This window comes from Curtobacterium sp. MCPF17_051, from assembly GCF_003234595.1.
Lineage (GTDB): Bacteria > Actinomycetota > Actinomycetes > Actinomycetales > Microbacteriaceae > Curtobacterium > Curtobacterium flaccumfaciens.
This window is the reverse complement of sequence record NZ_QKSE01000012.1, coordinates 65,182-91,190: the sequence shown is the minus strand read 5'-3', so window position 1 is coordinate 91,190 and position 26,009 is coordinate 65,182. Positions and strand designations below refer to the sequence as shown.

At 70.8% G+C, this 26,009-nt stretch carries 23 protein-coding genes; 8 read left to right on the top strand and 15 right to left on the bottom strand.

Features of this window, described 5'->3' with window-relative positions:
• The first annotated feature begins 86 nt into the window (after positions 1-86).
• Entirely contained in the window at positions 87-668 is a 582-nt protein-coding gene (locus tag DEJ35_RS11060; protein ID WP_146238569.1) for a TetR/AcrR family transcriptional regulator, read from the top strand.
• A gap of 87 nt (positions 669-755) precedes the next feature.
• Here the strand turns inward: DEJ35_RS11060 and DEJ35_RS17310 are convergent, their stop codons facing one another.
• From DEJ35_RS17310 to DEJ35_RS11035, 5 genes are all read right to left on the bottom strand, one after another.
• Entirely contained in the window at positions 756-1,358 is a 603-nt protein-coding gene (locus DEJ35_RS17310; protein WP_146238570.1) for a substrate-binding domain-containing protein, read from the bottom strand.
• Between the two features lies 1 nt (position 1,359).
• Positions 1,360-2,802, bottom strand: a complete 1,443-nt coding sequence (locus DEJ35_RS11050) for an MFS transporter (protein ID WP_181420111.1) — start codon at positions 2,800-2,802, stop codon at positions 1,360-1,362.
• Between the two features lie 55 nt (positions 2,803-2,857).
• Complete coding sequence (locus tag DEJ35_RS11045) at positions 2,858-4,003, bottom strand: cystathionine gamma-synthase (RefSeq protein ID WP_110861500.1); 1,146 nt, start codon at positions 4,001-4,003, stop codon at positions 2,858-2,860.
• 13 nt (positions 4,004-4,016) lie between these two features.
• A complete protein-coding gene (locus tag DEJ35_RS11040; RefSeq protein ID WP_110861502.1) occupies positions 4,017-5,381 on the bottom strand; it encodes a cystathionine beta-synthase in 1,365 nt (454 codons plus the stop codon).
• Between the two features lie 173 nt (positions 5,382-5,554).
• Positions 5,555-7,429, bottom strand: a complete 1,875-nt coding sequence (locus DEJ35_RS11035; protein ID WP_111090404.1) for an ABC transporter ATP-binding protein — start codon at positions 7,427-7,429, stop codon at positions 5,555-5,557.
• A gap of 125 nt (positions 7,430-7,554) precedes the next feature.
• Between DEJ35_RS11035 and DEJ35_RS11030 the strand changes: the two genes are divergently transcribed.
• A complete protein-coding gene (locus DEJ35_RS11030; RefSeq protein WP_111192725.1) occupies positions 7,555-8,979 on the top strand; it encodes an amino acid permease in 1,425 nt (474 codons plus the stop codon).
• Positions 8,980-9,584: 605 nt separating this feature from the next.
• Entirely contained in the window at positions 9,585-10,124 is a 540-nt protein-coding gene (locus DEJ35_RS17460) for a hypothetical protein (protein ID WP_146244778.1), read from the top strand.
• Positions 10,125-10,289: 165 nt separating this feature from the next.
• On the opposite strand, the gene rplL is transcribed toward DEJ35_RS17460, so the two are convergent.
• From rplL to DEJ35_RS11005, 4 genes are all read right to left on the bottom strand, one after another.
• Positions 10,290-10,673, bottom strand: coding sequence for a 50S ribosomal protein L7/L12 (gene rplL / locus DEJ35_RS11020; protein WP_027466380.1), 384 nt, complete (start codon positions 10,671-10,673; stop codon positions 10,290-10,292).
• Positions 10,674-10,724: 51 nt separating this feature from the next.
• Positions 10,725-11,240, bottom strand: coding sequence for a 50S ribosomal protein L10 (rplJ, locus tag DEJ35_RS11015; RefSeq protein WP_017888663.1), 516 nt, complete (start codon positions 11,238-11,240; stop codon positions 10,725-10,727).
• 281 nt (positions 11,241-11,521) lie between these two features.
• Positions 11,522-13,036, bottom strand: coding sequence for a cell wall metabolism sensor histidine kinase WalK (locus DEJ35_RS11010; RefSeq protein WP_181420112.1), 1,515 nt, complete (start codon positions 13,034-13,036; stop codon positions 11,522-11,524).
• Positions 13,033-13,773, bottom strand: a complete 741-nt coding sequence (locus DEJ35_RS11005; protein ID WP_110861513.1) for a response regulator transcription factor — start codon at positions 13,771-13,773, stop codon at positions 13,033-13,035. The genes DEJ35_RS11010 and DEJ35_RS11005 overlap by 4 nt, the downstream gene beginning before the upstream one ends.
• A 103-nt stretch (positions 13,774-13,876) precedes the next feature.
• On the opposite strand from DEJ35_RS11005, the gene DEJ35_RS11000 reads away from it, so the two are divergent.
• The 5 genes from DEJ35_RS11000 (at position 13,877) to DEJ35_RS10980 (ending at position 19,426) form a co-directional block, all read left to right on the top strand.
• Entirely contained in the window at positions 13,877-14,911 is a 1,035-nt protein-coding gene (locus DEJ35_RS11000; protein ID WP_110861515.1) for an acyl-CoA dehydrogenase family protein, read from the top strand.
• Positions 14,908-16,263, top strand: coding sequence for a PIG-L family deacetylase (locus DEJ35_RS10995; RefSeq protein ID WP_258370288.1), 1,356 nt, complete (start codon positions 14,908-14,910; stop codon positions 16,261-16,263). The genes DEJ35_RS11000 and DEJ35_RS10995 overlap by 4 nt, the downstream gene beginning before the upstream one ends.
• Positions 16,260-16,970, top strand: a complete 711-nt coding sequence (locus DEJ35_RS10990) for a glycosyltransferase family 2 protein (protein WP_110861517.1) — start codon at positions 16,260-16,262, stop codon at positions 16,968-16,970. Before DEJ35_RS10995 ends, DEJ35_RS10990 begins: the two co-directional genes overlap by 4 nt.
• A gap of 129 nt (positions 16,971-17,099) precedes the next feature.
• Positions 17,100-18,647 carry an ABC transporter permease gene (locus tag DEJ35_RS10985; RefSeq protein WP_110861519.1) on the top strand — a complete coding sequence of 516 codons (1,548 nt, stop codon included), beginning with the start codon at positions 17,100-17,102 and terminating at the stop codon, positions 18,645-18,647.
• A 101-nt stretch (positions 18,648-18,748) separates the two neighbouring features.
• Positions 18,749-19,426 carry an ABC transporter ATP-binding protein gene (locus DEJ35_RS10980; protein WP_110861620.1) on the top strand — a complete coding sequence of 226 codons (678 nt, stop codon included), beginning with the start codon at positions 18,749-18,751 and terminating at the stop codon, positions 19,424-19,426.
• Positions 19,427-19,553: 127 nt separating this feature from the next.
• Here DEJ35_RS10980 and DEJ35_RS10975 read toward each other — a convergent pair whose 3' ends face one another.
• The 6 genes from DEJ35_RS10975 to DEJ35_RS10950 form a co-directional block, all read right to left on the bottom strand.
• A complete protein-coding gene (locus tag DEJ35_RS10975) occupies positions 19,554-20,501 on the bottom strand; it encodes a biopolymer transporter Tol (protein ID WP_111192724.1) in 948 nt (315 codons plus the stop codon).
• A 141-nt stretch (positions 20,502-20,642) separates the two neighbouring features.
• Positions 20,643-21,482 carry a carbohydrate ABC transporter permease gene (locus tag DEJ35_RS10970; RefSeq protein WP_017888647.1) on the bottom strand — a complete coding sequence of 280 codons (840 nt, stop codon included), beginning with the start codon at positions 21,480-21,482 and terminating at the stop codon, positions 20,643-20,645.
• Positions 21,475-22,470, bottom strand: coding sequence for a carbohydrate ABC transporter permease (locus DEJ35_RS10965; protein WP_111090322.1), 996 nt, complete (start codon positions 22,468-22,470; stop codon positions 21,475-21,477). The genes DEJ35_RS10970 and DEJ35_RS10965 overlap by 8 nt, the downstream gene beginning before the upstream one ends.
• 217 nt (positions 22,471-22,687) lie before the next feature.
• Entirely contained in the window at positions 22,688-23,989 is a 1,302-nt protein-coding gene (locus DEJ35_RS10960) for a sugar ABC transporter substrate-binding protein (RefSeq protein WP_111192723.1), read from the bottom strand.
• 114 nt (positions 23,990-24,103) lie between these two features.
• The gene (locus DEJ35_RS10955) at positions 24,104-25,255 is read right to left on the bottom strand and encodes a Gfo/Idh/MocA family protein (RefSeq protein WP_111192722.1); all 1,152 of its coding nucleotides are present in this window, start codon (positions 25,253-25,255) and stop codon (positions 24,104-24,106) included.
• Positions 25,252-25,998, bottom strand: coding sequence for a sugar phosphate isomerase/epimerase (locus DEJ35_RS10950; RefSeq protein WP_071406322.1), 747 nt, complete (start codon positions 25,996-25,998; stop codon positions 25,252-25,254). Before DEJ35_RS10950 ends, DEJ35_RS10955 begins: the two co-directional genes overlap by 4 nt.
• Positions 25,999-26,009 lie beyond the last annotated feature (11 nt).

The following is a 26,009-nucleotide window of genomic DNA, read 5'->3' as shown; positions in this document are numbered from 1 at the left end:
GCCACTCGGCCGCGCGGGGACCATGCGGTACCGTCGGACTGCTCGGGGGCCTTCCGGGTGAAGCGGATCAGAAGGGGGTGGGCGTCATGGTGGATGCCCGGATCCTGCACACCACTGCAGCGCTGCGCGAGGCGATCCTGCGACTCGCCGCGGACCGACCGGTCTCGGAGATCACCGTCGCCGACGTCACGCGTGCCGCCGGCATCAACCGGGCCACGTTCTACTCGCACGCCGTCTCCCCCGGGTCGCTGCTCGCCGACGTCCTGACGCCGGAACTCGACCGCATCCGGCAGGACGACGCCGACGAGCGCCGAGCCGCGGCCGACCGGGGCGCCGGAGCCGACGAGCTCGCAGCCATCACCCGGCGCGGCATCAACGCCGTGGTCGAGCACGTGACGACACACCGCGACATCTACGGCAAGGCGCTGCCGGACCCGAACGACGCGTCACTGCACCGGCTGCTCGTCGAGCACTTCACGGTGTCGAGCGCCCTGCACATCCGCGAGCTCGACCCCGCACGCCGGCCCGACCTGCTCGACGACGTCGCCGCGGGGTTCGTGGCGCAGGGCTTCGTCGGGGCGATCGAGGCTTGGCTCGCCGGGCCACGTCGGTCGCGGAAGGCGCTGGTGGAGACGATCACGCTGTCGTTCCCGGCGTGGTGGAGCTGAGCGGACCGTTGCACCCGATCGTGTGATCGCCTGCGCGCCCGTGCTCCCGTGGGTGCTGGCTTCCGGCCGTGCTCGTGCTGCGCGTGCCTACTCGGCGTCGGTCGTGTCGCCGTCCGCCGGGTCGGCCTCCGGCTTCTCGCCGCGCTGCAGGGACTGCACGACCTCGACCGCCGTCGCCGCGACGTCCGCGTCGTCGCCCACCGACGGCACGCGGTAGTCGGCGGACACCCCGTCGCCACCGGTGCCGGTCGCGGGCAGCGGATCGCCGAGGGAGACCACGACGACCCCGGCGTCGTGGGCCGTCTGGATCACACCGGTCAGCGCGGACGGTCGAGCGGCGTGCACGAGCAGGGCCTTGGCCCCCTTGCGCACGAGCTGAGCCACCGCGGTCTGCTGTGACGCCGCCGCGCCCGATGCCGGAGCGACCCGGACGTCGGGTCGGAACCCGGCGTCGGTCAGGTCGGTACGGAGTCGGGCGGCGAGGGCCGCGTCGTCGTGGAGCAGGACGACGCCGATCACGGCCTGCTTGTCGAAACCGCCGTCGGAGCTCGTCAGGTCGGTGCTCTGCACCGGCGTGGGGGCAGCCGACGTCGTGCCTTGGCACCCTGCCAGGGTCAGGGCCGCCGCCAGGGCGACGGTCACGGCGACGATGCGCAGCACGGTGGTCTCCTCTTCGGTCCGGTCTGCCACGCTACCCGGCAGCCGGCCCGTGCGACGACGGATTCGGCGACGGGACGGATCCGCCCGAGCCTGCCGCGACCGTCGTCGCCGGCGCGGGCACGGGGCCGAGCCGTCGGACGGCCGCGATCGCCAGAGCAGCGAAACCGATCATCGCCGCGAAGACCAGGGGGAACGACACCGTGCCGTCGGCGCCACCGGTCGCGGTGAAGAGCAGGCCGGTCACCGCGAGACCGATCACGCTGCCCGCGGCGTCCGCGATCGTCAGGGCCGAACTCGCGAAGCCGTCGTCGCCCTCGCGGGAGAACCGCAGGGTCAGCATCGAGGCGCGCGGGTAGATCGCGCCCATGCCCGCGCCACCGACGAACCAGCCGGCGACCAGCACCCACCACGACAGGTCGAACGTCGCGACCGCGAGCGCGGTCACCAGGCTGACGAGCACCAGCGTGAGCCCGACCCCGAAGGTGCGACGGGCGGTGAGCCGCTGCTCCCCCAGACGACCGTGCGCCCAACTCGACGCTGCCCAGCTGAGTGCCGCCACCGTCAGGGCCAGCCCCGCAGCCGACGGCGACAACCCGTGTTCGGCCTGCAGCAGGAACGGCACGTACGCCTCGCTGCCGAAGAACGACGCCGCGACGAGCCCGCGCAGCAGCACGACCGACGGCAGCCCGGCCGCGGCCCGGAACGTCCCGGTCGGCAGCAGCGGCCGCAGGGCGAACCAGGTGCCGACCAGCCCGACGAGCACCGCCGCGACCATGCCCCACGGGGTCAGGTCGGGCGCGACGTTGAGCAGCAGGATCGACACGGCAGCGGCCACCGACCAGCCGATCCTGACCCGCTGCCACGGCGGGCGGAGCGACGCGACCGGGGCGTGCACCCGGCCGAGGGTCGGCACGAGCAGGGCGAAGGCGACCAGCGCGATCGCCAGCGCCCCGGCGAACACCCAGTGCCAGTCCCAGGTGTCGGTGACGATGCCGGCCAGGGCGGGGCCGATCAACGCCGGCACGACCCAGGCGGCGGCGAACCCGGCGAACACCGGCCCGTGCAGCTCGGCGGGGAAGATCCGGGCGACCAGCACGTACAGCACCACGTCGATGGCCCCGGCACCGAACCCCTCGATGAGCCGACCGGCCAGGAACACCTCCATGGTCGGCGCGAGCATGACCACGGCGGTCCCCACCGCGAAGAACGCCGCCGACACCCACGCCACGATCCGGCCACCGGCGCGATCGGTCCAGTTGCCCGCGAGCACCATCCCCGGCACCCCGGCGGCGAGCGGGGCGGCGAAGGCGAGCGCGTACAGGGTCTCGCCGTCGAGGTCACGGCTGATCACCGGCATGATCGTCGTCATCGCCAGGTTCTGGAACGCCGCGACGCCGACGATCGCGACCATGCCGATCGTCGCGAGGGCGTACGGCCCGCTCAGCAGACTGGTCCGCGACGCCGTTGTGCTCACCTGGGACATCGTAGGGGCGAGGGGTGACGCTGTGGCAGCGTCAGCAGGTCACGCGTCAGCGCGCCAGCGCCTGCTCCAGGTCCGCCACCAGGTCGCCGGCGTCCTCGATCCCCACCGACAGCCGGACGACGTTCTCCGGCACGGCCAGCTCGGTGCCCTTCACCGACGCGTGGGTCATCTCGCTCGGGTACCCGATGAGCGACTCCACGCCACCGAGCGACTCGGCCAGGGCGAACAGCTCCGTCGACTCCGCGAACCGCTTCGCCGCCTCCGCGCCGCCGGACAGCGCGACCGAGAGCATCCCGCCGAAGCCGCGCATCTGGCGGGCGGCGACGTCGTGCCCCGGGTGGTCGGGCAGGCCCGGGTAGTAGACCCGCTCGACGCCGGGCGCGACGACGAGCGCCTCCGCGACGGCCTGCGCGTTCCGCGAGTGCCGCTCCATCCGCACCGCGAGCGTCTTGATGCCACGGGTGGTCAGGTAGGCGTCGAACGGCGACGAGATCGCCCCCGCGCCGAACTGCAGGAACTGCACCTTCGCCGCGAGTTCCTCGTCCGCCAGCACGACGGCTCCGCCGACGACGTCGGAGTGTCCGCCGAGGTACTTCGTGGTCGAGTACACGACGACGTCGGCACCGAGCGACAGCGGCTGCTGCAGGTACGGCGACGCGAACGTGTTGTCGACGACCACCAGGGCGCCCGACTCGTGCCCGAGGGTCGCGAGCGCGGCGATGTCGGCGATCTTCATGAGCGGGTTCGTCGGCGTCTCGACCCACAGCACCGTGGTGGCCGGCGCGCCCTGCAGCGCCGCGCGGACCTGGTCGAGGTCGCTCATGTCGACGACGACGAGCTCGACGCCCCACGGCACGTGCAGCCGACTCACCAGGCGGTGGGTGCCGCCGTACACGTCGTTGCCCATCACGACACGGCCACCCGGGACCAGCGCGGCGCGGAGCAGGGCGTCCTCGGCGGCGAGCCCGGACGCGAACGACGACGCCGCGACGCCACCGTCGAGGTCGGCGAGGAGCACCTGCAGCGAGTCGCGCGTCGGGTTGCCGGCGCGCGAGTACTCGTAGCCGTTGCGCATGCCGCCGACGCCGTCCTGCACGTACGTCGACGTCAGGTGGATCGGCGGGATGACGGCGCCGGTGATCTCGTCGGGCTCCTGGCCGGCGTGGACGGCCCGGGTGCTGAACTCGGTCATGCTCGGTGGTTCCTTACTCGGAGAGGTAGGTGAGGAGGTCGTGCCGGGTCAGCACGGTGACGGGCTTGCCGTCCTCGACGACGAGGAGCGCGTCGGCCGACTCGAGCGCACGACGCGCCGCGGAGACCGACTCGCCGACGCCGATGAGCGGCAGCGGGTCGCCGACGAAACCGGTGAGCGCGTCCGACATCTTCGCGGCGCCGGTGAAGACCTGCTCGAGCAGCGCCTTCTCCTCGACGGCGCCGACGACCTCGCCGATGACGACGGGCGGTTCCGCGCTGAGCACGGGCATCTGCGAGACGCCGTACTTGGTCATGATGTCGACGACGTCGCGCACCGTGTCCGCCGGGTGCGCGTGCACCAGGTCGGGCAGGCGGCCGTCCTTGCCGGCGATGAGCGAGCCGACGGTGCGCTCGTCATCGGTCTCGGCGAAGCCGTAGGAGCGCATCCACCGGTCGTTGAAGATCTTGCCGAGGTAGCCGCGGCCGCCGTCCGGCAGCAGCACGACGACGACGTCGTCCTCGGTCAGGTCCCCGGCCGCGCGGAGCGCCGCGACGACGGCCATGCCGCTCGAACCGCCGACGAGCAGTCCTTCTTCGCGCGCCAGGCGCCGGGTCATCGCGAAGGAGTCGGCGTCGGACACGGCGATGATCTCGTCCGGCACGCCGGCGTCGTACGCACTCGGCCAGAAGTCTTCGCCGACGCCCTCGACCAGGTACGGGCGACCGGTGCCGCCGGAGTACACGGAGCCCTCGGGGTCGGCCCCGACGATGCGGACGCCGCCGTCGGACGCCTCCTTCAGGTACCGTCCGGTGCCCGAGATCGTGCCGCCGGTGCCGACGCCCGCGACGAAGTGGGTGATCTTCCCATCGGTGTCGCGCCAGATCTCCGGACCGGTGGTCTCGTAGTGGCTGCGGGGACCGTTCGGGTTCGCGTACTGGTTCGGCTTGTAGGCGCCGGGGATCTCCTGCACGAGCCGGTCCGACACCGAGTAGTAGGACTCGGGGTGCTCCGGCGCGACCGCGGTCGGGGTCACGACGATCTCGGCGCCGTACGCCGTGAGCACGTTGCGCTTGTCCTCGCCGACCTTGTCGGGCAGCACGAAGACGCACCGGTAGCCGCGCTGCTGTGCGACCAGGGCCAGACCGACGCCGGTGTTGCCGGAGGTCGGCTCGACGATGGTGCCGCCGGGGCGCAGGTCGCCGGAGGCCTCGGCCGCGTCGATGATCCGGGTGGCGATGCGGTCCTTGGACGACCCACCGGGGTTCAGGTACTCGACCTTCACCAGGATGGTCGCCCGCACCCCCTCGGTCACCCGGTTGAGCTTGACGAGCGGGGTGTCGCCGACGAGGTCGACGACGGAGTTCGCGTAACGCACGCCGTCGAGTCTAGGACGCGGTCACCGCGTCCCGCTGGGATGTGTCGTGTGCGGACAACGCACCGGGATCCCGCGGCGGGCGACGTGCCCTGGTCGCGCTGCGCGCCGGACGGGAGGCCCGTGCGGGCGCCGCCACGGGCCTCCTGTCCGGCGCCCGGTCGCGACCACGACCGTCAGGGGCGGACGACGTCCGCCGACGTGTTCTGCTGCCGGTGCAGCTGCGCGTACGTGCCGTCGAGGGCGAGGAGTTCGTCGTGCGTGCCCTGCTCGACGATCTGGCCGTGGTCGAGGACGAAGATGACGTCGGCGTCGCGGATCGTCGAGAGCCGGTGCGCGATCGAGATGGTGGTCCGGCCGGCCGCCGCCGTGTCGAGCGCCGTCTGCACGACGTGCTCCGAGATGGAGTCGAGCGCGCTGGTCGCCTCGTCGAGGACGAGCACCGGCGGGTCCTTCAGCATGACCCGGGCGATGGCGATGCGCTGCTTCTCACCACCGGACAAGCGGTAGCCGCGCTCCCCCACGACGGTGTCGTAGCCGTCCGGGAACGACGCGATCGTGTCGTGGATGTTCGCCGCACGGGCCGCACGCTCGAGCTCGTCGTCGGTGGCGTCGGGCTTGGCGTACCGCAGGTTCTCGCCGATCGTGGCGTGGAACAGGTACGTCTCCTGGCTGACGATGCCGACGTGCCGCATCAGGTCCTCGTGCACCAGGTCGCGGACGTCCTGCCCGGCGAACCGCACCGATCCCTCGGTCGCCTCGTACAGCCGGGGCACCAGGTAGGACACCGTCGTCTTGCCCGCGCCGGAGGGACCGACGAAGGCCGCGAACTGCCCGGGGCGGAGCTCGAACGACACCCCGCGCAGGGTCGGCTTGTCGGCTTCGCCGTCGGGGTAGGTGAAGACGACGTTGTCGAAGGCGACGTGGCCGACCTTCGACTCGTCCACGGGCCGGGCGGTCGGCGAGTCCGTGATGGCCGGCTCGAGGTCGAAGTACTCGAAGATGCGGGCGAAGAGCGCACCGGAGGTCTGCAGGTCGAGGACCACGCGCAGCAGCCCGACCGTCGGGAACAGCAGCCGGGACTGCACCGTCGTGAACGCGACGATCGTTCCGGCCGTGATCGGGACGTCACCGATGATCAGGTACGCGGCGACGACGTAGATGATCGCCGGGATGATCGACAGGAAGATCTGCACGATCGCGAAGAACCACTGCCCGGACATCTGCTGGCGCACCTGCAGGGTGATCTGGTTGCGGTTCTCGTCCCCGTAGCGGCGGGTCTCGCTGGCCTGCTGGTTGAAGCTCTTCGCGAGCAGGATGCCCGAGACGCTCAGCGCCTCCTGCGTGATGGCCGTCATGTCGGACAGCGACTCCTGCGTCTGCGCGGCGATGCGGGCCCGGACCTGGCCGACGCGGCGCTGCGCGATCACGAGCAGCGGCAGCAGGACCACGGCGACCAGCGTCATCTGCCAGCTCAGCAGGAGCATCGCGACCACGGCGGCGATCACGGTCACGGTGTTGCCGAGCACCGACGAGATCGTGTTGTTCAGCACGCTCGCCACGCCGCCGACGTCGTTCTGCAGGCGTGACTGGATGACGCCGGTCTTGGTGCGGGTGAAGAACGCGAGCTCCATCCGCTGCAGGTGCGCGAACAGGCGCATCCGCATCGCCCCCATGACCTTGTTGCCGACCGTCGCGGTCAGGTACGTCTGCCAGACGCCGACCCCGGCGCTCGCGATCCAGAGCAGGACCATCGCGGACACGAGCTCGACCAGCACCGGGACGTCGGGGCGACCCGACGGCGGGAACAGCCCCCGGTCGAACGCCTGCTGGGTGAGCAGTGGCGGCACGACCGAGATGGCCGCACCGACCAGCACGAGGACGACCGTGAGCATGATCGCCCGGCGGTGCGGCTCGAACAGCGCGGCGATGCGCCGGACCAGGTGCGGGATCTTCGGCGCCTCGGCGTTGGCGGCCTTCTGCGCGCGGAAGTCGCCGCTCGAGATGCGCCCACCCCCGCGCGGACCGCCGCCTCGCCCGCCGTGTCCCATGCTCATGGAGCCACCGTAGCCCCGCGCTCGGACATCGACCGCCACTCCACAGCACCGCAGTATTTGACCCCGTTCAGGGGGCGTGCGAGCATGTGCCGTCCCCGTCCCCGCACCACCGAGGTCCCATGTCGTCCGCGCCGTCACGTCCCACGTCCCTGGGGGCGCAGCTCGCCCGCCGCAAGCCGATCGAGCAGCTGCAGGCCGAAGCCTCCCGTGGTGTGAACGGTGAACCGCTCCGTCGGTCGCTCGGCGTCTGGCAGCTGACGATGATCAGCGTCGGGGCCACGCTCGGAACCGGCATCCTGGTCGTCCTCGGCACCGCGGTCCCGCTCGCCGGTCCCGCCGTCTGGATCTCGTTCGTCGTCGCGGGGATCGCCGCGCTGCTGTCCGCGCTGTCCTACGCCGAGATGGCGGGCGCCGTCCCGACGTCGGGGTCCAGCTACTCGTACACGTACGCCACGATGGGCGAGGGCATCGCCTGGATCTGCGGCTGGTGCCTCGTGCTCGAGTACGCCGTCTCGGTGGCCGCGGTCGCGGTGGGTGCGAGCGAGTACGTCGACGAGACCCTCCGCGTGTTCGGCCTGCACCTGCCCACCGCACTCTCCGCTCCCCCGATCGACGGCGGCGTGGTCAACCTGCCCGCGGCGGTCCTGGTCCTGCTCGCCACCGTCGTGCTGCTGCCCGGTGCCCGCGAGAGCGCCTGGGTGAACACGGTCATGGTCATCGTCAAGATCGCCCTGCTGGTCTTCTTCGTCGTCGTGGCGTTCACGGCGTTCCGGGCGCAGAACTTCGAGCCGCTGGCCCCGATGGGCGCCGCCGGGGTCACCGCCGCCGCGTCACGGCTGTTCTTCTCGTACATCGGCTTCGACGCCGCCTCGACCGCCGGTGAAGAAGCCAAGAACCCCCGCCGTGACCTGCCCCGGGCGATCATCGGCTCGATCGCGCTCATCACGGCGCTGTACATCCTCGTCGCGATCGCCGCCGTCGGGGCCCGCTCGTGGACGGCGTTCTCGTCGTCCGAAGCGTCACTCGTCCGCATCGTCGTCGACGTCACGGGGCAGCCGCTCGTCGCCCTGGTGTTCTCGATCGGCGCCGTCGTCGCGATCGCGAGCGTCGTCCTCACCGTCCTGTACGGCCAGACCCGCATCCTGCTCACGATGTCCCGCGACGGCCTGGTACCGAAGGTCTTCGGGCGGGTCTCCCGTCGCACCGGCACCCCGATCGCGAACACGCTCATCACCGGGATCGCCGTGACGATCGTCGCCGCACTCGTGCCCCTCGGTGAGCTCGCCGACGCGACGAGCATCGGCACCCTCGTCGCCTTCGCCCTGGTGAACGTGTCCGTCATCGTGCTCCGCCGCTCGCAGCCCGACCTGGAGCGCTCGTACCGGGTGCCGCTGTTCCCCGTCGTGCCGATCCTCGGCACCCTGAGCTGCGTGCTGCTCGCGGTGTTCCTCGGCGCCACCACCTGGATCGCCTTCGGCATCTGGATGGCCGCCGGCGCCCTGCTCTACCTGGCCTACGGCCGCCGCCACAGCACGCTGCGCTGACGCGCCCGCCGCGCCGCGCCCACCCGCGCCGCGCCGCGCCGCGCCGCGCCGCGCCGAGTCTCGGCCAGGCGGACTCTTCACTGCACACGAAGGCGCGAAAGTGTCTGCCCAGGCGAGACTCGGCACCTTTTTCGAGACAGTCGTGCACTCCCGCTCTCCACAGATCCCACCGGAGGGCACACGGCACAGATCCGAGTCTGCACACTCGCATCATGCAACTGCACCGGACACGGCCCGATCTCCTCCGCGCCGAGCCGTCGGATCCATCGCGAGCACGACAACTCCGACGGCTCCATGCCGCTGGGCGAGTCGTCCGGCTCCGTGCGGGTGTCTACCTGGACAAGCGGGTGTGGGATTCACTCGACACGTCGGACAAGCACCTCGCCATGGCTTGGGCTGTCGCTCCCGACCTGAGTCCGACCAGCGCGTTCTCCCACGTCACGGCTGCACTCATCCATGGCTGGCCGTTGATCGGGCCGGCTCCCGAGCGGATTCACGTCGTCGACTGGGAGCTGGTCGGTGTCGAACACCGGGTCGGGCTCATTCGACACGGCATCGACCCCGCTGGCCTGCGCCTCGGCCCCAGCCGATTCGACGGCGTCCCCGTGGTCGATGCGCTCGGAACGGCGATGGCCGTCGCGCGAACGTGCGACCCGGCGGTAGCCTCCGTGGCCATCGACCACGCGGTACGCATGAAGGCGATCGACAGGAAGGTGTTCGAGGAGCACCTGCCTCCGCCCGCATCGCGTGGTGGCCGGAGGGCTCGGCTCGTCGCCGCTGCGCTCGATCCGGCACACGAGTCACCCGGTGAGTCCTACTCTTCGATCCGACTCGTGCAACTGGGAGTGACGAACATCCACCCGCAGCATGAGTTCGTCACGAACGGGTTCCGCGACCGCGTCGACTTCTGGTTGCCCGACGCCGGAGTCGTCGTCGAGTTCGATGGCAAGCAGAAGTACGTCGACCGCGAGATGCTCGCAGGTCGGGATCCCGGCGACGTCCTATGGCAGGAGAAGCGCCGCGAGGACCGCATCCGTACCCGCCGAGAAGTTCGGTCCGTCATCCGAGTGACCTGGTGGCACCTCGAGAGCCTCGACCGGCTTCGTGCGCTGCTTCGATCGCACGCGGTGTTGATCACTCCGTGAGCGGCTCCTGCGCCGGGTCGAGTCTCGGCCCAACGGACAACTTCCCGCTTCAGAGGCCGGCAAGATGCCCGCTCAGCCGAGTCTCGGCGAAAGGCAAAGCGCCCCGCACACGACGAAGGCCGCCGCCCCGAGGGGCAGCGGCCTTCGTGACCGGAACGGTCGAGACTACGCGAGCTCGATCGTGGCGCCAGCGGCCTCGAGGGTCGCCTTCGCCTTGTCGGCGGTCTCCTTGTTCGCACCCTCGAGGATCTTGGCGTCGGCGGTCTCGACGAGCGCCTTGGCCTCACCGAGGCCGAGCGACGTCAGGCCACGGACCTCCTTGATGACCTGGATCTTCTTGTCACCAGCGGACTTGAGGATGACGTCGAACTCGGTCTTCTCCTCAGCGGCCTCGGCCGGAGCAGCTGCGCCGGCGGGGGCGGCAGCGGCGACCGGGGCGGCCGCGGTGACCTCGAAGACCTCTTCGAACTTCTTCACGAAGTCCGAGAGCTCGATGAGCGTGAGCTCCTTGAAGGCCTCGATGAGCTCGTCCTGCGAAAGCTTCGCCATGATTTTCTCCTACTACTAGCTAGTACGTGTGGTTGATGAACGCGAGCCTGATCAGGCCGCGGACTCCTGCTTCTCGCGAAGGGCGTCCACGGTGCGGACGGCCTGCGAGAGGGGTGCCTGGAACAGGTACGCAGCACCGAACAGCGAGGCCTTGAGTGCGCCGGCGAGCTTGCCGAGCAGCACTTCACGGGACTCGAGGTCGGCGAGCTTGTCCACCTCGGTCGCGGTGAGCGGGTTACCGTCGAAGTAACCGCCCTTCACCACGAGCTCGGGGTTCGCCTTGGCGAATGCACGCAGCGACTTCGCGACGGCGACGGTGTCACCGTGGACGAAGGCGAGAGCGGACGGACCGGCGAGCTCGTCGTCGAACGACGAGATGCCGGCGTTGTTCGCCGCGATCTTGGTCAGCGTGTTCTTCACCACGGCGTACGTGGCGTGCTCACGGATCGAGTTGCGGAGCTCCTTGAGCTGCGCGACCGTGAGACCGCGGTACTCGGTGAGCAGAACGGCGTTCGAGCTACGGAAGGACTCCGTGAGCTCGGCGACCGCAGCTTCCTTGTTCGCCATGGTTCTCCTTGGGGGTCTTGCCGGCAGCCCCAGGTCCACAAACGAAAAAAGCTCCGGCGCAGAGGCTCGGAGCTGCTCCCCCGAGAACGGGAGGAGTGGTTCGGAACACCTGCGCGGGATGCCTCACGAGTGAGGACCTTCGGTCACGATGTTCACAAACACGTTGCGAGCAGCACGACATCCGGCGGTCTTTGGCTTCGAGAACTGTACCAGACGCCGTGGGCGTCACCAAACACCCCCACTGGAGGCGCGGGGCGGCCCCGCCCCGCGCCTCCCGACCGTCAGTGGGTGCCGTCCACCGCAGCGGGTGTCGCCGACCAGTCCGCGGACCCGGCCGGGTCAGCCGACGACGACGCGACAGCCCCTGCCGCGGCGGCAGCCGCAGCCGGGTCGCGGGGCAGGTGCACCGTGAACACGGTGTCCCCCGGCTCGCTCGTGACCTCGACCCGGCCGCCGTGCGCCTGCACGACCGCGTCCACGATGGCGAGCCCCAGGCCGGTCGACCCGACCGTGCGGGACCGCGAGCTGTCTGCCCGGGCGAAGCGCTCGAACAGCTTCGGCAGGAACTCCGGGTCGATCCCCTGGCCGGTGTCGCGCACGGTGAGGTCCACGCCGCCGTCGACCGGGGCGAGGCCCACCGTGATGCGGGTGCCCTCGGGCGTGTGGGTCCGGGCGTTGGTGACGAGGTTCACGATGACCTGGTGCAGGCGTGCGGCGTCGCCCGTGATGGTCACCGGCTCCGGCGGGACGTCGACCTCGATGGGGTGTTCCGGTGAGGCGGCGTGTGCGTCGTTCACGGCGTCGAGCACCAGCCCGGTCAGGTCGACCTCGGCGAACTGGATCTCGCGGCCTTCGTCGAGCCGGGCCAGGAGCAGCAGGTCCTCCACCATCGAGGTCATCCGGATGGACTCGGACTCGATGCGGCTCATCGCGTAGACCACGTCCTTCGGCAGGTCGCCGCCCATGCGCCGGGTGAGCTCGGCGTACCCGCGCACCGAGGCGAGCGGGGTCCGGAGCTCGTGCGAGGCGTCGGCGACGAACTGCCGCACCTTCTGCTCCGAGCGTTCCCGCGCCTGCATCGCACTGCCGATGTGCCCCAGCATGCGGTTGAACGCGCTGCCGACCCGGCCGACCTCGGTCCGGGGGTCGGTGTCGGGCACGCGGACGCCGTCGAGGGCGTCGCTGCGGTCGAGCGGCATGCGGGCGACGGTGGACGCGGTCTCCGCGACGCGCTCGAGCGGTCGGAGCGACTGCCGGACCACGAACGCGGCGACGACCGAACCGGCGACCAGTGCGGTCGCCACGACGGAGAGGACGACCCCGAAGAGCTTCCAGACGCTGTCGTAGACGGGGGCCATCGGGAGCCCCACGACCAGGACGGCCGGGCCGACGTTGACGGCGGCGAGGCGGTACCGCCCGACGTCCGACCCGAGGTCGATCGTCTCCGGGTCGGCGTCCACCCGGACGGACCCCAGTGCCTCGGCGCTCGTCTGCGGGACCCCGCTCGGGCGGCCGTAGTCGTCGAGCACGTTCGCGATGACGACCTGCCCGTCGACGAAGTACGCGGTCAGGGTACCGGCGGCCTGGCCGGACGGTCGGGACAGGTCGATGCTCGGCTGCCCCGACTGGTTCTGCTGCAGGTACCGCTGCGCCCGGTGGGTGGCGCCGGTGATCTGCTTGTCGATCGCGCTGGTCTGGATCGAGGCGAGCGCGATGATGCTGGCCGCCCCGATCACCGCGCTGACGGCGACGACGAGGGCGACGATGCTCAGGACGAGCCGACGCCGCAGGGTCACGAGGTCGGCTTGATGACGTACCCGACGCCGCGCACCGTGTGGATCATCGGGGTCTCACCGGCGTCGATCTTCTTGCGCAGGTAGGAGATGTAGATCTCGACGACCGACGACTTGCCACCGAAGTCGTAGGACCACACGCGGTCCAGGATCTGCGCCTTCGAGAGCACCCGACGGGGGTTGCGCATCAGGAACCGGAGCAGCTCGAACTCGGTGGCGGTCAGTTCGATCGGCCGGCCGGCGCGGGAGACCTCGTACGACTCCTCGTCGAGCACCAGGTCGCCGACGACGATGCGGGAGTCGCCGGCCTCGGAGATCGAGATCTGCGAGCGGCGGATGAGCCCGCGCAGGCGCGCCACGACCTCCTCGAGGGAGAACGGCTTGGTGACGTAGTCGTCGCCGCCAGCGGTGAGCCCGGTCACGCGGTCCTCGACGGAGTCCTTCGCGGTGAGGAACAGCACCGGGGTGTCGTCGTTGTTCTGCCGCAGCCGGCTGAGCACCTGCAGGCCGTCGAGGTCCGGCATCATCACGTCGAGCACCATCGCGTCGGGCTTGAACTCCCGCGCGGTCGTCAGGGCGTCCTGCCCGCCGTTCGCGCTCTTGACGTCCCAGCCCTCGTAGCGGAGCGCCATGGACAACAGGTCGGTGAGGCTGGCTTCGTCGTCGACGACCAGGATGCGCAACGGGGTTCCGTCGGCACGCGTGAGGCGCGGGGCTGCTGCGGGCTGGGAGATGGTCACGTCTTCGAGTATCGAGAAGTTCCTATGAGTCGTCTGTGGCACGGCCCAGTGCGTTCTGTGGATCGAGGACACGTCCCCATCTACCGCTCCGTACGTTGGGAGCATGTTGCGATCTGCAGCCTGGCCCCCGTCGGCCCGGCACCTGGACACCGAGCGGATCGAACGGACGACCGGGAGGCCCGGCTCGTCACCGACGGAGCGCCTCGCGGTCGCGCGGGCGGTCGCCGTCACCACCCCACCCCTGTCCGCCGGTGCGGCCGGCGGGTTCTTCGGCACGCTCGCCGCGGTCGCCGCGGCGGACGTCGCCACCGCCCGCACCGTCGAACCGCACCTGGACGCGCTCGGGATCCTGGCACAGGCCGGGGTCGACGCCCCGGACGGCTCGACCTGGGGCGTCTTCGCCGCCGAGGGGCCGGGCCTCCGGCTCGACGCAGCGCCGCAGCACGACGGCACGGTCCTGCTGCACGGCACGAAGCCGTGGTGCTCGCTCGCCTCGACGCTCTCGCACGCCCTGGTCACCGCACACCTGGGCGACGAGCGGGTCCTCGTCGCCGTGGACCTGCGACAGCCCGGGGTCACCGTGCACGACGACGCCTGGGTCGCACGCGGCATGCCGGACGTGCCGAGCGGACCGGTCGACTTCGACGGCGTCCTGGCACGACCCGTCGGCACTCCCGGTTGGTACCTGCGCCGTCCGGGCTTCGCCTGGGGTGGCATCGGCGTCGCGGCCTGCTGGTGGGGCGGTGCGGTCGGGCTCGCCCGGGTGCTGCGTGACACCGCGTCGGCGCACCCGGAGTCCGAGCTGCTGCAGGCCGCCCTCGGAGCCACCGTGGCCGACCTCGCCGACGCCGAGGACGCCCTCGCCGACGCCGCCGCCCGGATCGACGGGTCCGACCCGGGTTCCGACGACACCGACTGGCGGCTGCTCGCCCAGACCGTCCGGTCGCGGGTGCGCCGTTCGGTCGACGCCGTGCGCGAGCGGGTGGTCGCCACGATCGGCCCGGCTCCGCTGACCGCCGACCCCGCCGTCGCCGCGCGGGTCGCCGACCTCGAGCTCTACGTCCTGCAGGACCACGGCGCCCGCGACCTCGCCCGCATCGGCCGGATGGTGCTCGAGCGCGGCGGCGTGGCGTGGTGAGCTTCGACCACCGCGAGCCGGGCACCGACCCGGCGGCGTGGACGGGGTTCCTCGACGGCCTGGACGCACCGGCGATCGACCTCGCCGGTACCGGATCGGTGGTGGTCGTCGCACCCCACCCCGACGACGAGACACTCGGCGCCGGTGGGCTGATCGCGGCCGCTGCAGAGGCCGGCGTCCCCGTGCACGTACTGCTCCTCACCCGCGGCGAGCGCTCCCACCCGGACTCCCCCACGACGACCCCGGAAGCACTCGCCGCCGCCCGTGACGACGAGTTCGTGGCGGCCCTGAGCGCCCTGCGCCCCGACGTGACGTCGGCCTCGGTGGGGATCCCGGACGGCGCGACCCGCGAACACCGAGACCGTGTCGTCGACGCCCTCGACACCGTGCTCGCAGGCGCCGCCCGCCCCGTGCTGCTCGTCGCGCCGTGGCGAGGGGACGGGCACCGCGACCACCGCATCGCCGGCGAGGTCGCCGAGGCCGCCGCGGCGAGCGCCCCCGACGTCGACCTGCTCGCGTACCCGATCTGGGCCTGGCACTGGGACGACCCGGACCACTCGGTCGCCCCGTGGGACGACGTTCGGGCACTGTCGCTGCCCGACGACCTCGTCGCCCGGAAGCGTGCCGCCCTCGTCGCCTACCCGTCGCAGACCCGGCCCCTCTCGCCCGCGCCGGGAGACGAGGCGATCGTCGACGACCGGCACGCCGCCCACCACCTCCGGACGACGGAGTGGTTCTTCGCGCCGGGTCCGGCCCCGTCGCGGTCTCGCGAGTCGTTCGACGCCCACTACGACCGGAAGCCCGAGGGGTGGGACTTCGACGGGTCCTGGTACGAGCAGCGCAAGCGGGCCGTGACGCTGGCGGCGCTCCCCCGCCCGCGCTACCGGTCGGCGCTCGAGCTCGGCTGTGCGACCGGCGTCCTGACCGCCGCCCTCGCCGAACGCGCGGACGACGTGCTCGGCACCGACATCTCGGCGGCGCCGCTGGAGCGTGCCGCCCGCCGCGCCCCGGCCGCGCGGTTCGTGCAGGCGGCCCTGCCGTCGGAGTGGCCGGACGGGCGCTGGGACCTGGTGGTGATGTCCGAGGTCGGGTACTACCTGTCGCCCGCCGACCTCGACGCGACGATCGACCGTGTGCTCGGATCGCTCGACGACGACGGCGTGCTCGTGGCCTGCCACTGGCGGCACCCCGACGACGAGGCCGTGTCGAGCGGTGACGCGGTGGACGCGCGGCTGACCGAACGGTGGCCGCGTCCCGCCCTGCTCCGACACGTGGAGGAGGACTTCGTCCTGAGCGTCCTGCCCGGCCCGGCGGTCACCTCGGTGGCCCGGGCCGAGGGGATCATCCGGTGACCCGACCGGAACCGCGTGCACGCGTCGACGTCGTCGTCCCCGCGCACGACGAGGCGGACCGGATCGCCGCGTGCCTCGACGCGCTCCTGGTGGCCGTCGACCGGCTCGCCGCGGAGCGACCCGGAGTCGACGCCGCCGTCACGGTGGTGCTCGACGGCTGCACGGACGGCACCGCTTCGGTGGTCGAGCGGTACCCGGTCGACGTCCTGACCACGGACCGTGTCGGGGTCGGTCGGGCACGGACCATCGGGGCGACGCACGCGCTCCGGACGCACGACGGCGACCCGGCGGCCCGGTGGCTCGCCCACACCGACGCCGATTCCCGGGTGCACGAACGGTGGCTCGTCCAGCAGTCCGACGCCTTGGCGTCCGGTGCGCAGGTGCTCGTCGGCGCCGTCGTCCCCGACCCGGACGACCTGGCGCCCGCGGTGCTCGACCGGTGGACGCAGGCGCACCCGCCCGGTGCTGCCCTCGGCCACGTGCACGGCGCGAACCTCGGCGTGCTCGCCGCGGCGTACGTCAGCCTCGGCGGGTTCGACCCCGTACCCGAGCACGAGGACGCACGGCTGGTGGCCCGGGCGCGGGCGCTGGGCCTCCGGGTGGACGCCACCGTCGACCTGCCGGTGGTGACGAGCGGGCGTTTCGCCGGCCGGACCCCCGGCGGGTACGCGGAGCACCTACGCCAGCGGTACGGCGACGTCGGCTGATGCGGCCTTGGTCGCTTCATAGGTGAGCGATGGGTCGGTCATCGACAGCGTGCCTAGGTTCTCCTCCGTCGGCCCCGCCGCGTGCTCTGCGCGGCCGGTGACCCCAGCCGGCCACCACCGAGGAGAACCATGTTCCTGACCTACCTCAGGCGCGAACTCACGAACCGCAAGAAGCAGACGGTCATCATCGCGATCGGGATGGCCCTGGCCATCGCCCTCGTGGTGATCGTGTCGTCGATCTCGGGTGGCGTGCAGGCAGCGCAGTCGAGCGTCCTGCAGTCCGTCTACGGCGTCGGCACCGACATCACCGTCACCAAGACCGCGACGGCGTCGACGAACGGCGGGCGTCCGAGCTTCGACTTCGGCAGCCAGGGCGACAGCGACGACGACGGCGGTTCGACCGACCTGTCGCAGTCGCGGCTCGCGGTCGCGCGCGGCACGAGCACCCTGGACGCCGCGAACGTGTCCACGATCACGAGCACCGACGGCGTCAAGGCCGCGACGGGTGTGCTGACCCTCGAGAACAGCACGTTCTCCGGCCAGGTCCAGCAGCAGTCGACCGACGACAGCAGCACGGACAGCAGCAGCGACTCCGGCGGCGACAGCACGACCCAGCAGGGCCCGCCGAGCGGGGACACCGGCGGTGGCGGCGGGTTCGGCGGTGGGTCGTTCAGCGTCGACTCGTTCACGGTGACCGGCATCCCGGTGTCCGGCGCGGCGGTCGGTCCGCTCACGAGCACCGAACTCACGAAGGGGCGCACCTTCGCCGCGAAGGACGCGGGCAAGGACGTCGTCGTGCTCGATGCGTCGTACGCGAAGAGCGAGTCCGAGGCGGTCGGCGACACCGTCGACATCGGCGGCACCGACTTCACCGTCATCGGCATCGTCAGCTCCACCGGCTCGGCCTCGACCACGGGCTCGAACACCTACATCCCGCTCGACACCGCGCAGGCGCTGGCCGACCTCGATGGCAAGGTCACGTCGATCTACGTCTCCGCGGAGTCCTCCTCCGACGTCAGCACGATCAAGTCCGCACTGCAGGCGAAGCTGACGAGCGCCACCGTCTCCACCGAGGCCGACCTGGCCTCGAGCGTGTCCGGGTCGCTCAGCACCGCGTCGAGCCTGGTCTCGAACCTCGGCAAGTGGCTGTCGATCGTCGTGCTCGCCGCGGCGTTCCTCATCGCGATCCTCTTCACGATCTCCGGCGTGACCCGCCGCACCCGCGAGTTCGGGACCCTCAAGGCGATCGGCTGGTCGAACGGCCGCATCACCCGACAGGTGGCCGGTGAGTCCCTGGTGCAGGGCCTGATCGGCGGCGTGCTCGGCGCCGCGGCCGGCCTGATCGGCATCCTCGTCGTGAACGTCATCAGTCCGACGATCTCGGCGAGCGCCTCGAGCACGACCGGCGGGGGCGCCGGTGGCGGTGGTGGCATGCCCGGAGGCGCAGCGACCGCGGCCGCGGGCAGCGGCACGACGGGTGGCGCACCGGCCGGAGGCTTCGGCGGTGGCGCGAGCACCGCGTCGACGACCGACGTGGTCCTGCACGCCCCGGTGACCGTCGAGATCATCCTGCTGGCCATCGGCCTGGCGATCCTCGGCGGCCTCATCGCCGGCGCGCTCGGCGGCTGGCGCGCGAGCCGGCTCCGTCCGGCCGAGGCGCTCCGGAGCGTCGCCTGATGCCCGGCCGCACCGACACGACCGAACCGACGACAGGAGCAACCGTGACCAGCACCGACACCGCGACCGGCGAGGCGGAGGCGAGCCGCGCCTCCAGTCCGATGTACCGGCTGACGAACGTGAGCAAGACCTACGAGCAGAAGAACCGGACCGTCACCGCCCTGACGAACGTCCACCTGGCGATCCCGCAGGGGCAACTCGTGGCCGTCCAGGGGCCGACCGGCGGCGGGAAGTCGACGCTGCTGCAGATGCTCGGAGCACTCGACCGGCCGAGTGCCGGCTCGATCCACCTCGGTGGCGACCGCGACGTGGCGAAGCTCGGCGACGGCGCGCTGACCGACCTGCGGGCGACCGAGATCGGCTTCGTGTTCCAGAGCTTCAACCTGATCCCGACGCTGACCGCTCTCGAGAACGTCGAGACGGCGTTCGCGGGGTCGCTCGCGAACCGGCCCCGGAGTGAGGTCCGCGAGCGTGCGGTCGCTGCCCTCCGCGAGGTCGGACTGGGCGAGCGGATGGAGCACCTGCCGGCCGAGCTGTCCGGCGGACAGCAGCAGCGCGTGGCGATCGCCCGGGCGCTGGTGAAGAACCCGAGCGTGCTGCTCGCCGACGAGCCGACGGGTGCGCTCGACGAGTCGACCCGCGACGAGATCATGGCGCTCATCGAGAAGCAGTGGCGGGAGCGCGGACTGACCGTCGTCATCGTCACGCACGACTCGTGGGTCGCGAAGCGTGCCGAGCGGCGCCTGCACATCAAGCAGGGGCAGGTCCGCGAGGTCTAGCTGAGGCGGGCGGCGGGCGGGGCGTCCTCCCGCGTTTCGCGCTCAGCGACAGTCCACGCGTCCGGCGGCGCGTGGACTGTCGCTCAGCGCGTGAGGACGCCGCAGGCCCCGGCGCTGGCGCCGGCCGCTACCGGGCCACCGGGTAGTCGCAGTACGCGAACCACGACGAGTCGGGGGCCCACGGCGGCACGTTGACCGTCCCCTGCCCGCCGTCGAGTGCCACCAGGGTCTCGGGCTGGACCGCGATCCGTGCGCCGCGGACGAGCGAACCCGGCAGCAGCCGGAGCTCGACGCGGTGGTCGGCCGGGTGGCCCTGCACGCCGGGTTCGTACGACAGGTAGAGCAGGTGTGCGCCGTCCGGCGACAGGTGCGGGAACCAGTTCACCCGGTCGTCGTTCGTCAGGCGGACCGGGCCGTCGTGCCCGGGCCAGCGCACGGCCAGCTGCGCGGTGCCGGGGGTGAACCGCTCCGTGTTCCAGAGCAGGATCCCGCCGGCCGGACTGATGGTGCAGCCGTCGTCGGGGTGCTCGTCCCGCGTGACGAACGTCGGCTCGCCGGTCTCCGGGTCGACCATCGCGACGTCGGTCGTCCAGACGCCGTCCTCGGACAGCTCCCCCACGATCGCGGCGAGGGCGCTGCCGTCGGGGGCGATGCCGTGCAGGTAGAACTTCCGCTTGGTGGGCAGGACGGACGCGACGTCGGTGATCCGGGTCGCGGCGCCGCCCTCGGGCAGCGGGACGCGGTAGAGCTCGCCGTCACGGGCGCTCACCACGACGGAGCTGCCGGACGGGTCGAGCACGTGGTCGTTGTTGATCTCGTCGACGCCGTCCATCGGCACCGGCACGAGCGCGGTCTCGTCGAGGACGGTGCCGCTGTCGGCCGACGGCAGCCGCAGCAGCCACAGGTCGCCGTCGCCGTTGAGCACCAGGGTCTCGGCGTCCAGCACGTTCGGCGCCTCCACGAGCACCGTGGCCGACTCGAACACGAGCCGCGAGGTGCGGGATTCGACGTCGTACACGTGCACACGGCTGGTCTGTCCGGGCAGCAGCTGCCGCCCTCGGGTCTCGTCGCTCATGCTTCCATCCTGTCGGTCGTCGGTTCGTCGGGTGGGGAACGGCAAGACACCGGTGTTCACGCTGCGCACCACGTCATGCGGGGCGTCGAGCGCGAACACCGGTGTCTTGCGGAAGGGGGCCGTGCGGAAGGGGGCGACCTCCTACTTCACGGCACCCGCGGTCAGGCCGGCGACGAACTGGCGCTGGACCACGAGGAACGCGGCCACGACCGGGATCGACACGACGAGCGACGCCGCCATGACCTGGTTCCAGTACACGTTCGTCTGCGTCGAGTACTGCTGCAGACCGACCGCCAGGGTCGAACCGAGGCCGTTCGTCATGACCGAGGCGAAGAGGACCTCACCCCAGGCCGTCATGAACGAGTAGATCCCGACCGCCACCAGACCCGGGCGGGCCGACGGCAGGATGACCCGGAACAGGGCCCCCATCGGACCCGAACCGTCGACCATCGCGGCCTCGTCGAGCTCGCGCGGGATGGTCTCGAAGTACCCGGCCAGCATCCAGATCGAGAACGGCAGCGTGAACGTCAGGTAGGTGATGATCAGGCCGAGCCACGACCCGACGAGCTGGATGCCCAGGGTGTTGCCGAGGTTCGTGAAGATCAGGAACAGCGGCAGCAGGAACAGCACGCCGGGGAACATCTGCGTGGAGAGCACCGCGGTGGTGAAGGTGCTCTTGCCCTTGAAGTTCCAGCGCGAGACACCGTAGGCGGCGAACGTCGCGATGATCAGCGAGAACACCGTCGCCACCGTGCAGACGACGAGCGAGTTGATGAAGTACCGGCCGAGCGGCACCGTCGACCACATGTCGATGAACGGCTGGAAGGTGATCCTCGACGGGATCCACGTGAAGTTGTCCTGCACGTCGCCGAGGGGCTTGATGGCCGTGGTGATCATCACGTAGAGCGGCACGACCGTGAACAGCGTCAGGACGACCAGGGTGATGATCTTGAAGGACTTGGCGCCAGTTGTCTCACGCACGGACGGACCTCCGGTTGGTCACGGCGAGGTAGATGCCGGTGACGACGAGCAGGAAGAGCAGGAGCAGGACGCTCATCGCGGCACCGGAACCGAAGTTCCAGGTGATGAACGACGCGTTGTAGATGTGGAAGCTCAGCAGGTCAGCGGCGGGCGGCTGGGCGGTCGAGCCGAACAGCACGAACGGCGTGTTGAAGTCGTTGAACGTCCACAGGAACATCACGAGCACGAGCGTCACGTTGACCGGGCGGACCATCGGCAGCGTGATCGAGCGCCACTGGCGGAACGGCTTGGCGCCGTCGACCGAGGCGGCCTCGTACACGTCGTTCGGGACGGACTGCAGACCGGCCATGAGCATCAGGAACGCGAACGGCCAGGTCTTCCAGATCGCCACGACGACGACGGCGACGAAGGCGTTGTTGCCGATGAGCCAGAACGGAGCGTCCCCGCCGAACAGCCCGAGTTGGTCGACGAGCAGGTGGTTCAGGGCCCCCGAGTCACGCTGGAACATGAACTTCCAGGTGATGACGCCGGCGTACATCGGCAGCGCGTAGGGCACGAGGAACAGGGTGCGGAAGAGCCCGCGTCCGGCGAACGGCTTCTGCAGCGCGACGGCTGCCGCCATGCCGAAGGTCCAGGAGAGCCCGACCACGAGGACCGTGAAGGCGCACGTGATGAGGAACGAGTTGAGGACCCCGCGGCCGATCGCCTGGTCGAAGTCGACGACGACCTGGTAGTTCCGGAACCCGGCGAAGGGCGCGGCACCCCAGTTCGCGATGAAGTACTTGGTGAGCTGGATGAACGAGATCCAGATGCCGGTGAGCATCGGGACGATGTGGATGAGCAGCTCGAACAGGATGGCCGGCGCGACGAGCGCGTAGGGCAGCCAGTGGGTCTTGCGCTTGCGACCTGGCGGACGGCCCGACATCGTCGGGCCCTTCGTGTGCGTCAGGTCGATGCGCTCCGAGTCGGGCAGGACCGTCGTGGACATCTGGTGGGGCCTTTCGGCAGGAGGGGCGTGCAGGTGCGGTCCGCGCGGGCCGTGGCAGCGGCCGGGAGGCGCGGGGTGCGTGGGGCGTGCGCCTCACGGCCGACGGGTGGTCGGCCCTGGGGCGTGCGCCTCACGGCCGACGGGTGGTCGGCCCTGGAACGTCAGGGGCGGAGGCCCGGGCGCGTCCGGCGGACGCGACCCGGGCCTCCGGGGTGGATCAACCGGCGGCCTGGGACACCTGGTCCTGGGCGGTCTGCAGCGCCGACTTGATGTCGGCCTCGGAGACCTTGGAACCGGTCGCGATCTTGGCGAACATGTCGTTCATCGCCTTGCCGACCGTGGACTCGAACTGGTCCTCGGCGGGCACCAGCGGGAGCGGCTTCGCCTTGTTGTTGTAGATGTCGAGGAACGTCTTCGTCTGCTCGTCCGTGACGGAGTCAGCAGCCTCGGCGAGCACCGGCAGAGCCGAGTACGGCTTGTCCAGCGTCGTCTGCGTGTCCATGCTCGTCATGTACTTGACGAACTTGAGCGCGCCGTCCTTGTTCTTCGTGTTCTTGAAGACCGACAGGTTGATGCCAGCCGGGAACGAGGCGATCTGCTCGCCACCGCTCGGGGCGGGCAGCGCCACGACGCCGTACTCGTCCGACTTCATGCCGAGGGACTCGATGGTCGCGTTCGCGTTGTTCTGGTTGAGGATGAACGCGGCCTTCTTCTTCGCGAAGTCCGTGGTGGACTGCGTCGCGTTGTCGTACTGCGCGTTCGACAGGTTGGCGACCTTCGAGTCCTGCATCAGGTCGAGGTAGCGCTTGATGCCGTCGACGTTGGCCTTCGAGGTGAAGGTCGGCTTGCCGTCCTTATCGAACCACTCGCCACCGTTCTGCGCCGAGTTGATGAACGCGAAGTGCGAGTTCTCGGTGTACGAACCACCCGCGAGGCTGAAGCCGTAGGTGTCGCCCTTGGTCAGCTTCTCGGCGTCGGAGACCATCTCCTCCCACGTGGTGGGCGGGGTGATGCCGGCGTCCGACAGCATCTGCTTGTTGTAGTACAGGCCGTAGGCGAGGCCGTAGAGCGGGACGCTCGTGACCGTCTTGTCGGGCGCGCCACCGGTGGACAGGGCGACCTTGCCGAACTTGTCCTCGCCGCCGATCGCCTTCATCTCGGCGTCACCGAACTCCTGGAAGGCGCCGGTGGCCTGGAGCGAGGTCGCCCAGGTGTTGCCGATGTTGACGACGTCCGGGCCCTGGCCCGAGGTGACGGCGGTCTGGATCTTGTTCTGCAGGTCGTTCCAGCCGATGACCTGGAGGTCGACCTTGATCCCGGTCTCCTTGGTGAACTTCTTGAGGACGGGGGTCAGCACCTCCTTGTCGTTCTGCAGGGACGTGCCCTGGTTGGACGCCCAGTAGGTGAGCGTCTTGGAGTCGCCGGAGTCGCCGGACGATCCGGAGGAGCAGGCTGCGAGGCCGGACACGGTGAGTGCGGCGGCCGCGGTGATGGCCAGTGCGCGGATGGCAGTGCGCATGACTCTCTACTTTCTCGTCGTTGAGATGGTGCAGGGGATGGTGCAGAGGTGGAGCTGGTGCTGCGGATGGTGCTGGTCGGGTGCTGCTGTGTGTTGCGGGCAGCCCCCTGGCGGTCAGGCCAGGGTGCGTTCCGCGGGGTCCCAACCCTCGGGGAGGGTCGGGGAGGGCGACACGGTGCTCTCGACGAGCACCGCCTCGCCACGTTCTGCCGCCTCGGCGATGGAGACCATCACGTCGAGGACGTGGAAGGCGAGCGCACCGGGGACGCGGTTCTCGTCGCCGGCCCGCAGCGAGCGGGCCAGGTCGACCACGCCGGTGCCGCGCGAGTAGGTGGAGCCGACCGCGGGGATCGTCTCGGGCTCTTCCGAACCGAGGGCGTACAGCTCGGTGTCGCCGTCGAAGTTGTTCGGATCGGGGAACACGACGGTGCCGGTCTCCCCCGCGATCTCGACGAAGCCGGTGCGGCCACGGTCGGACTCGAACGAGAAGACACTCTGCGCGCTCCCGCCGTTCTCGAACTCGATCAGCGCGGAGTGGTTCGTCGGGACGTCCACCGGGAACTCGGTGCCGGCCTTCGGCCCGGAGCCGATGGTGCGGGTGGCGCGGGACTTCGATGCCGTCGCCGTGACCTTCTTCACCGGTCCGAACGTCTGGACGAGGGTGGTGATGTAGTACGGGCCGATGTCGAACAGCGGACCGGCGCCGTATGCGAAAAGGAACTCCGGGCTCGGGTGCCACGACTCGGGGCCGGGGCTCTGGAAGAGCGTCAGGCCGTTCAGGGGCGTGCCGATGCGGCCGTCGCGGATGGTGCGGAGCGCGGTCTGCAGGCCGGCGCCGAGGAACGTGTCCGGGGCGACGCTGACGGTCTTGCCGGCGGTGGCCGCGGCGTCGCGGAGCTCCGCGGCGCTGGCACGGTCGAGGGCGTAGGGCTTCTCGCCCCAGACGTGCTTGCCCGCGGCCAGGGCCTGCAGCGCGACCTCGACGTGAGCGGCCGGGATCGTCAGGTTCACGACGATCTCGATGTCGTCGTCGGCCAGGAGCTCCTCGACGGTGCCCGATCCGGGGACGCCCCACTTCTCGGCCTGGGCGGCGGCGCGTGGCAGGTCGATGTCGGCGATGAAGCGGACCGTCACGTCGGGGAAGACGGTGAGGTTCGACAGGTACTGGTCCGAGATGACCCCGGCGCCGATGACGCCGACGCCGACGGGGCCGGTGCGCGTGGCGCTGTCGGTTGCCGTTGCAGCAGCGGTCGTGGTGTCGGTCATGCGCGGGCCCCCTCGAGGAACGTGTAGGAGTCGGCGACGGCCTGGAAGACGTCACCCTCGTGGTCGTCGAGCTCGACGACGTGCAGTGCGTCGGGCGCGGCGGCGATGATGTCGCGGATCGGCATGATGCCGTTGCCGACGGCGACCTGCTGCTTGTCGTCGTGCGAGCCGTCGCCGTCCTTGACGTGCAGGAACTGGACCTTGTCGCCGTACTTGCCGATGACCGCGACCGGGTCGTCCCCGCCGACCTGCACCCAGTAGGTGTCGAGCTCGAGCACGACGTCGTCGGACAGGGCGTCGGCGAAGACCTCGTAGGCGCTGACGCCGTCGATGCGGTTCGAGAACTCGAACGCGTGGTTGTGGTAGCCGAGCACCAGCCCGTGGTCGGCGGCGCGGGGGGCGAGGGCGCTGAGTTCGCGGGCGATCGCCTCGACGTCCTCGCGGGTGGTCCAGCGGGACTCGTCGATGTGCGGGTCGATGAGGGTCCCGAAGCCGAGGGTGGTGGAGGCGTGGAAGATGCGCTCGAGGTCCTGCTCGCCGGCGTCCAGCAGACGGGCGTGGCCGCTCGGGGCGGCGAGGCCGGCGTCGCGGAGGGCGGCGGCGAGTTCGTCGGCGTTGTCGACGAAGCCGAAGGCCTCGACGTTCGTGTAGCCGATGTCGGCGATGCGCTGCAGGGTACCGGGCAGATCGGCACTGAGGGCATCGCGGACCGTGTAGAGCTGGACCGAGAGCGGTTGGGTCACCAGGGGTTCTC

Excerpts from the sequence above, each read along its gene's own strand:
- rplJ (WP_017888663.1), bottom strand. The coding sequence starts at position 11,240 with ATGGCGAACAAGGAAGCTGCGGTCGCCGAGCTCACGGAGTCCTTCCGT.
- DEJ35_RS10980 (WP_110861620.1), top strand. The coding sequence starts at position 18,749 with ATGTACCGGCTGACGAACGTGAGCAAGACCTACGAGCAGAAGAACCGG.
- DEJ35_RS11060 (WP_146238569.1), top strand. The coding sequence starts at position 87 with ATGGTGGATGCCCGGATCCTGCACACCACTGCAGCGCTGCGCGAGGCG.
- DEJ35_RS10975 (WP_111192724.1), bottom strand. The coding sequence starts at position 20,501 with ATGAGCGACGAGACCCGAGGGCGGCAGCTGCTGCCCGGACAGACCAGC.
- DEJ35_RS11035 (WP_111090404.1), bottom strand. The coding sequence starts at position 7,429 with ATGGGACACGGCGGGCGAGGCGGCGGTCCGCGCGGGGGTGGGCGCATC.
- DEJ35_RS11030 (WP_111192725.1), top strand. The coding sequence starts at position 7,555 with ATGTCGTCCGCGCCGTCACGTCCCACGTCCCTGGGGGCGCAGCTCGCC.
- DEJ35_RS10955 (WP_111192722.1), bottom strand. The coding sequence starts at position 25,255 with ATGACCGACACCACGACCGCTGCTGCAACGGCAACCGACAGCGCCACG.
- rplL (WP_027466380.1), bottom strand. The coding sequence starts at position 10,673 with ATGGCGAAGCTTTCGCAGGACGAGCTCATCGAGGCCTTCAAGGAGCTC.
- DEJ35_RS11000 (WP_110861515.1), top strand. The coding sequence starts at position 13,877 with ATGTTGCGATCTGCAGCCTGGCCCCCGTCGGCCCGGCACCTGGACACC.
- DEJ35_RS11045 (WP_110861500.1), bottom strand. The coding sequence starts at position 4,003 with ATGACCGAGTTCAGCACCCGGGCCGTCCACGCCGGCCAGGAGCCCGAC.
- DEJ35_RS10985 (WP_110861519.1), top strand. The coding sequence starts at position 17,100 with ATGTTCCTGACCTACCTCAGGCGCGAACTCACGAACCGCAAGAAGCAG.
- DEJ35_RS10960 (WP_111192723.1), bottom strand. The coding sequence starts at position 23,989 with ATGCGCACTGCCATCCGCGCACTGGCCATCACCGCGGCCGCCGCACTC.
- DEJ35_RS10965 (WP_111090322.1), bottom strand. The coding sequence starts at position 22,470 with ATGTCCACGACGGTCCTGCCCGACTCGGAGCGCATCGACCTGACGCAC.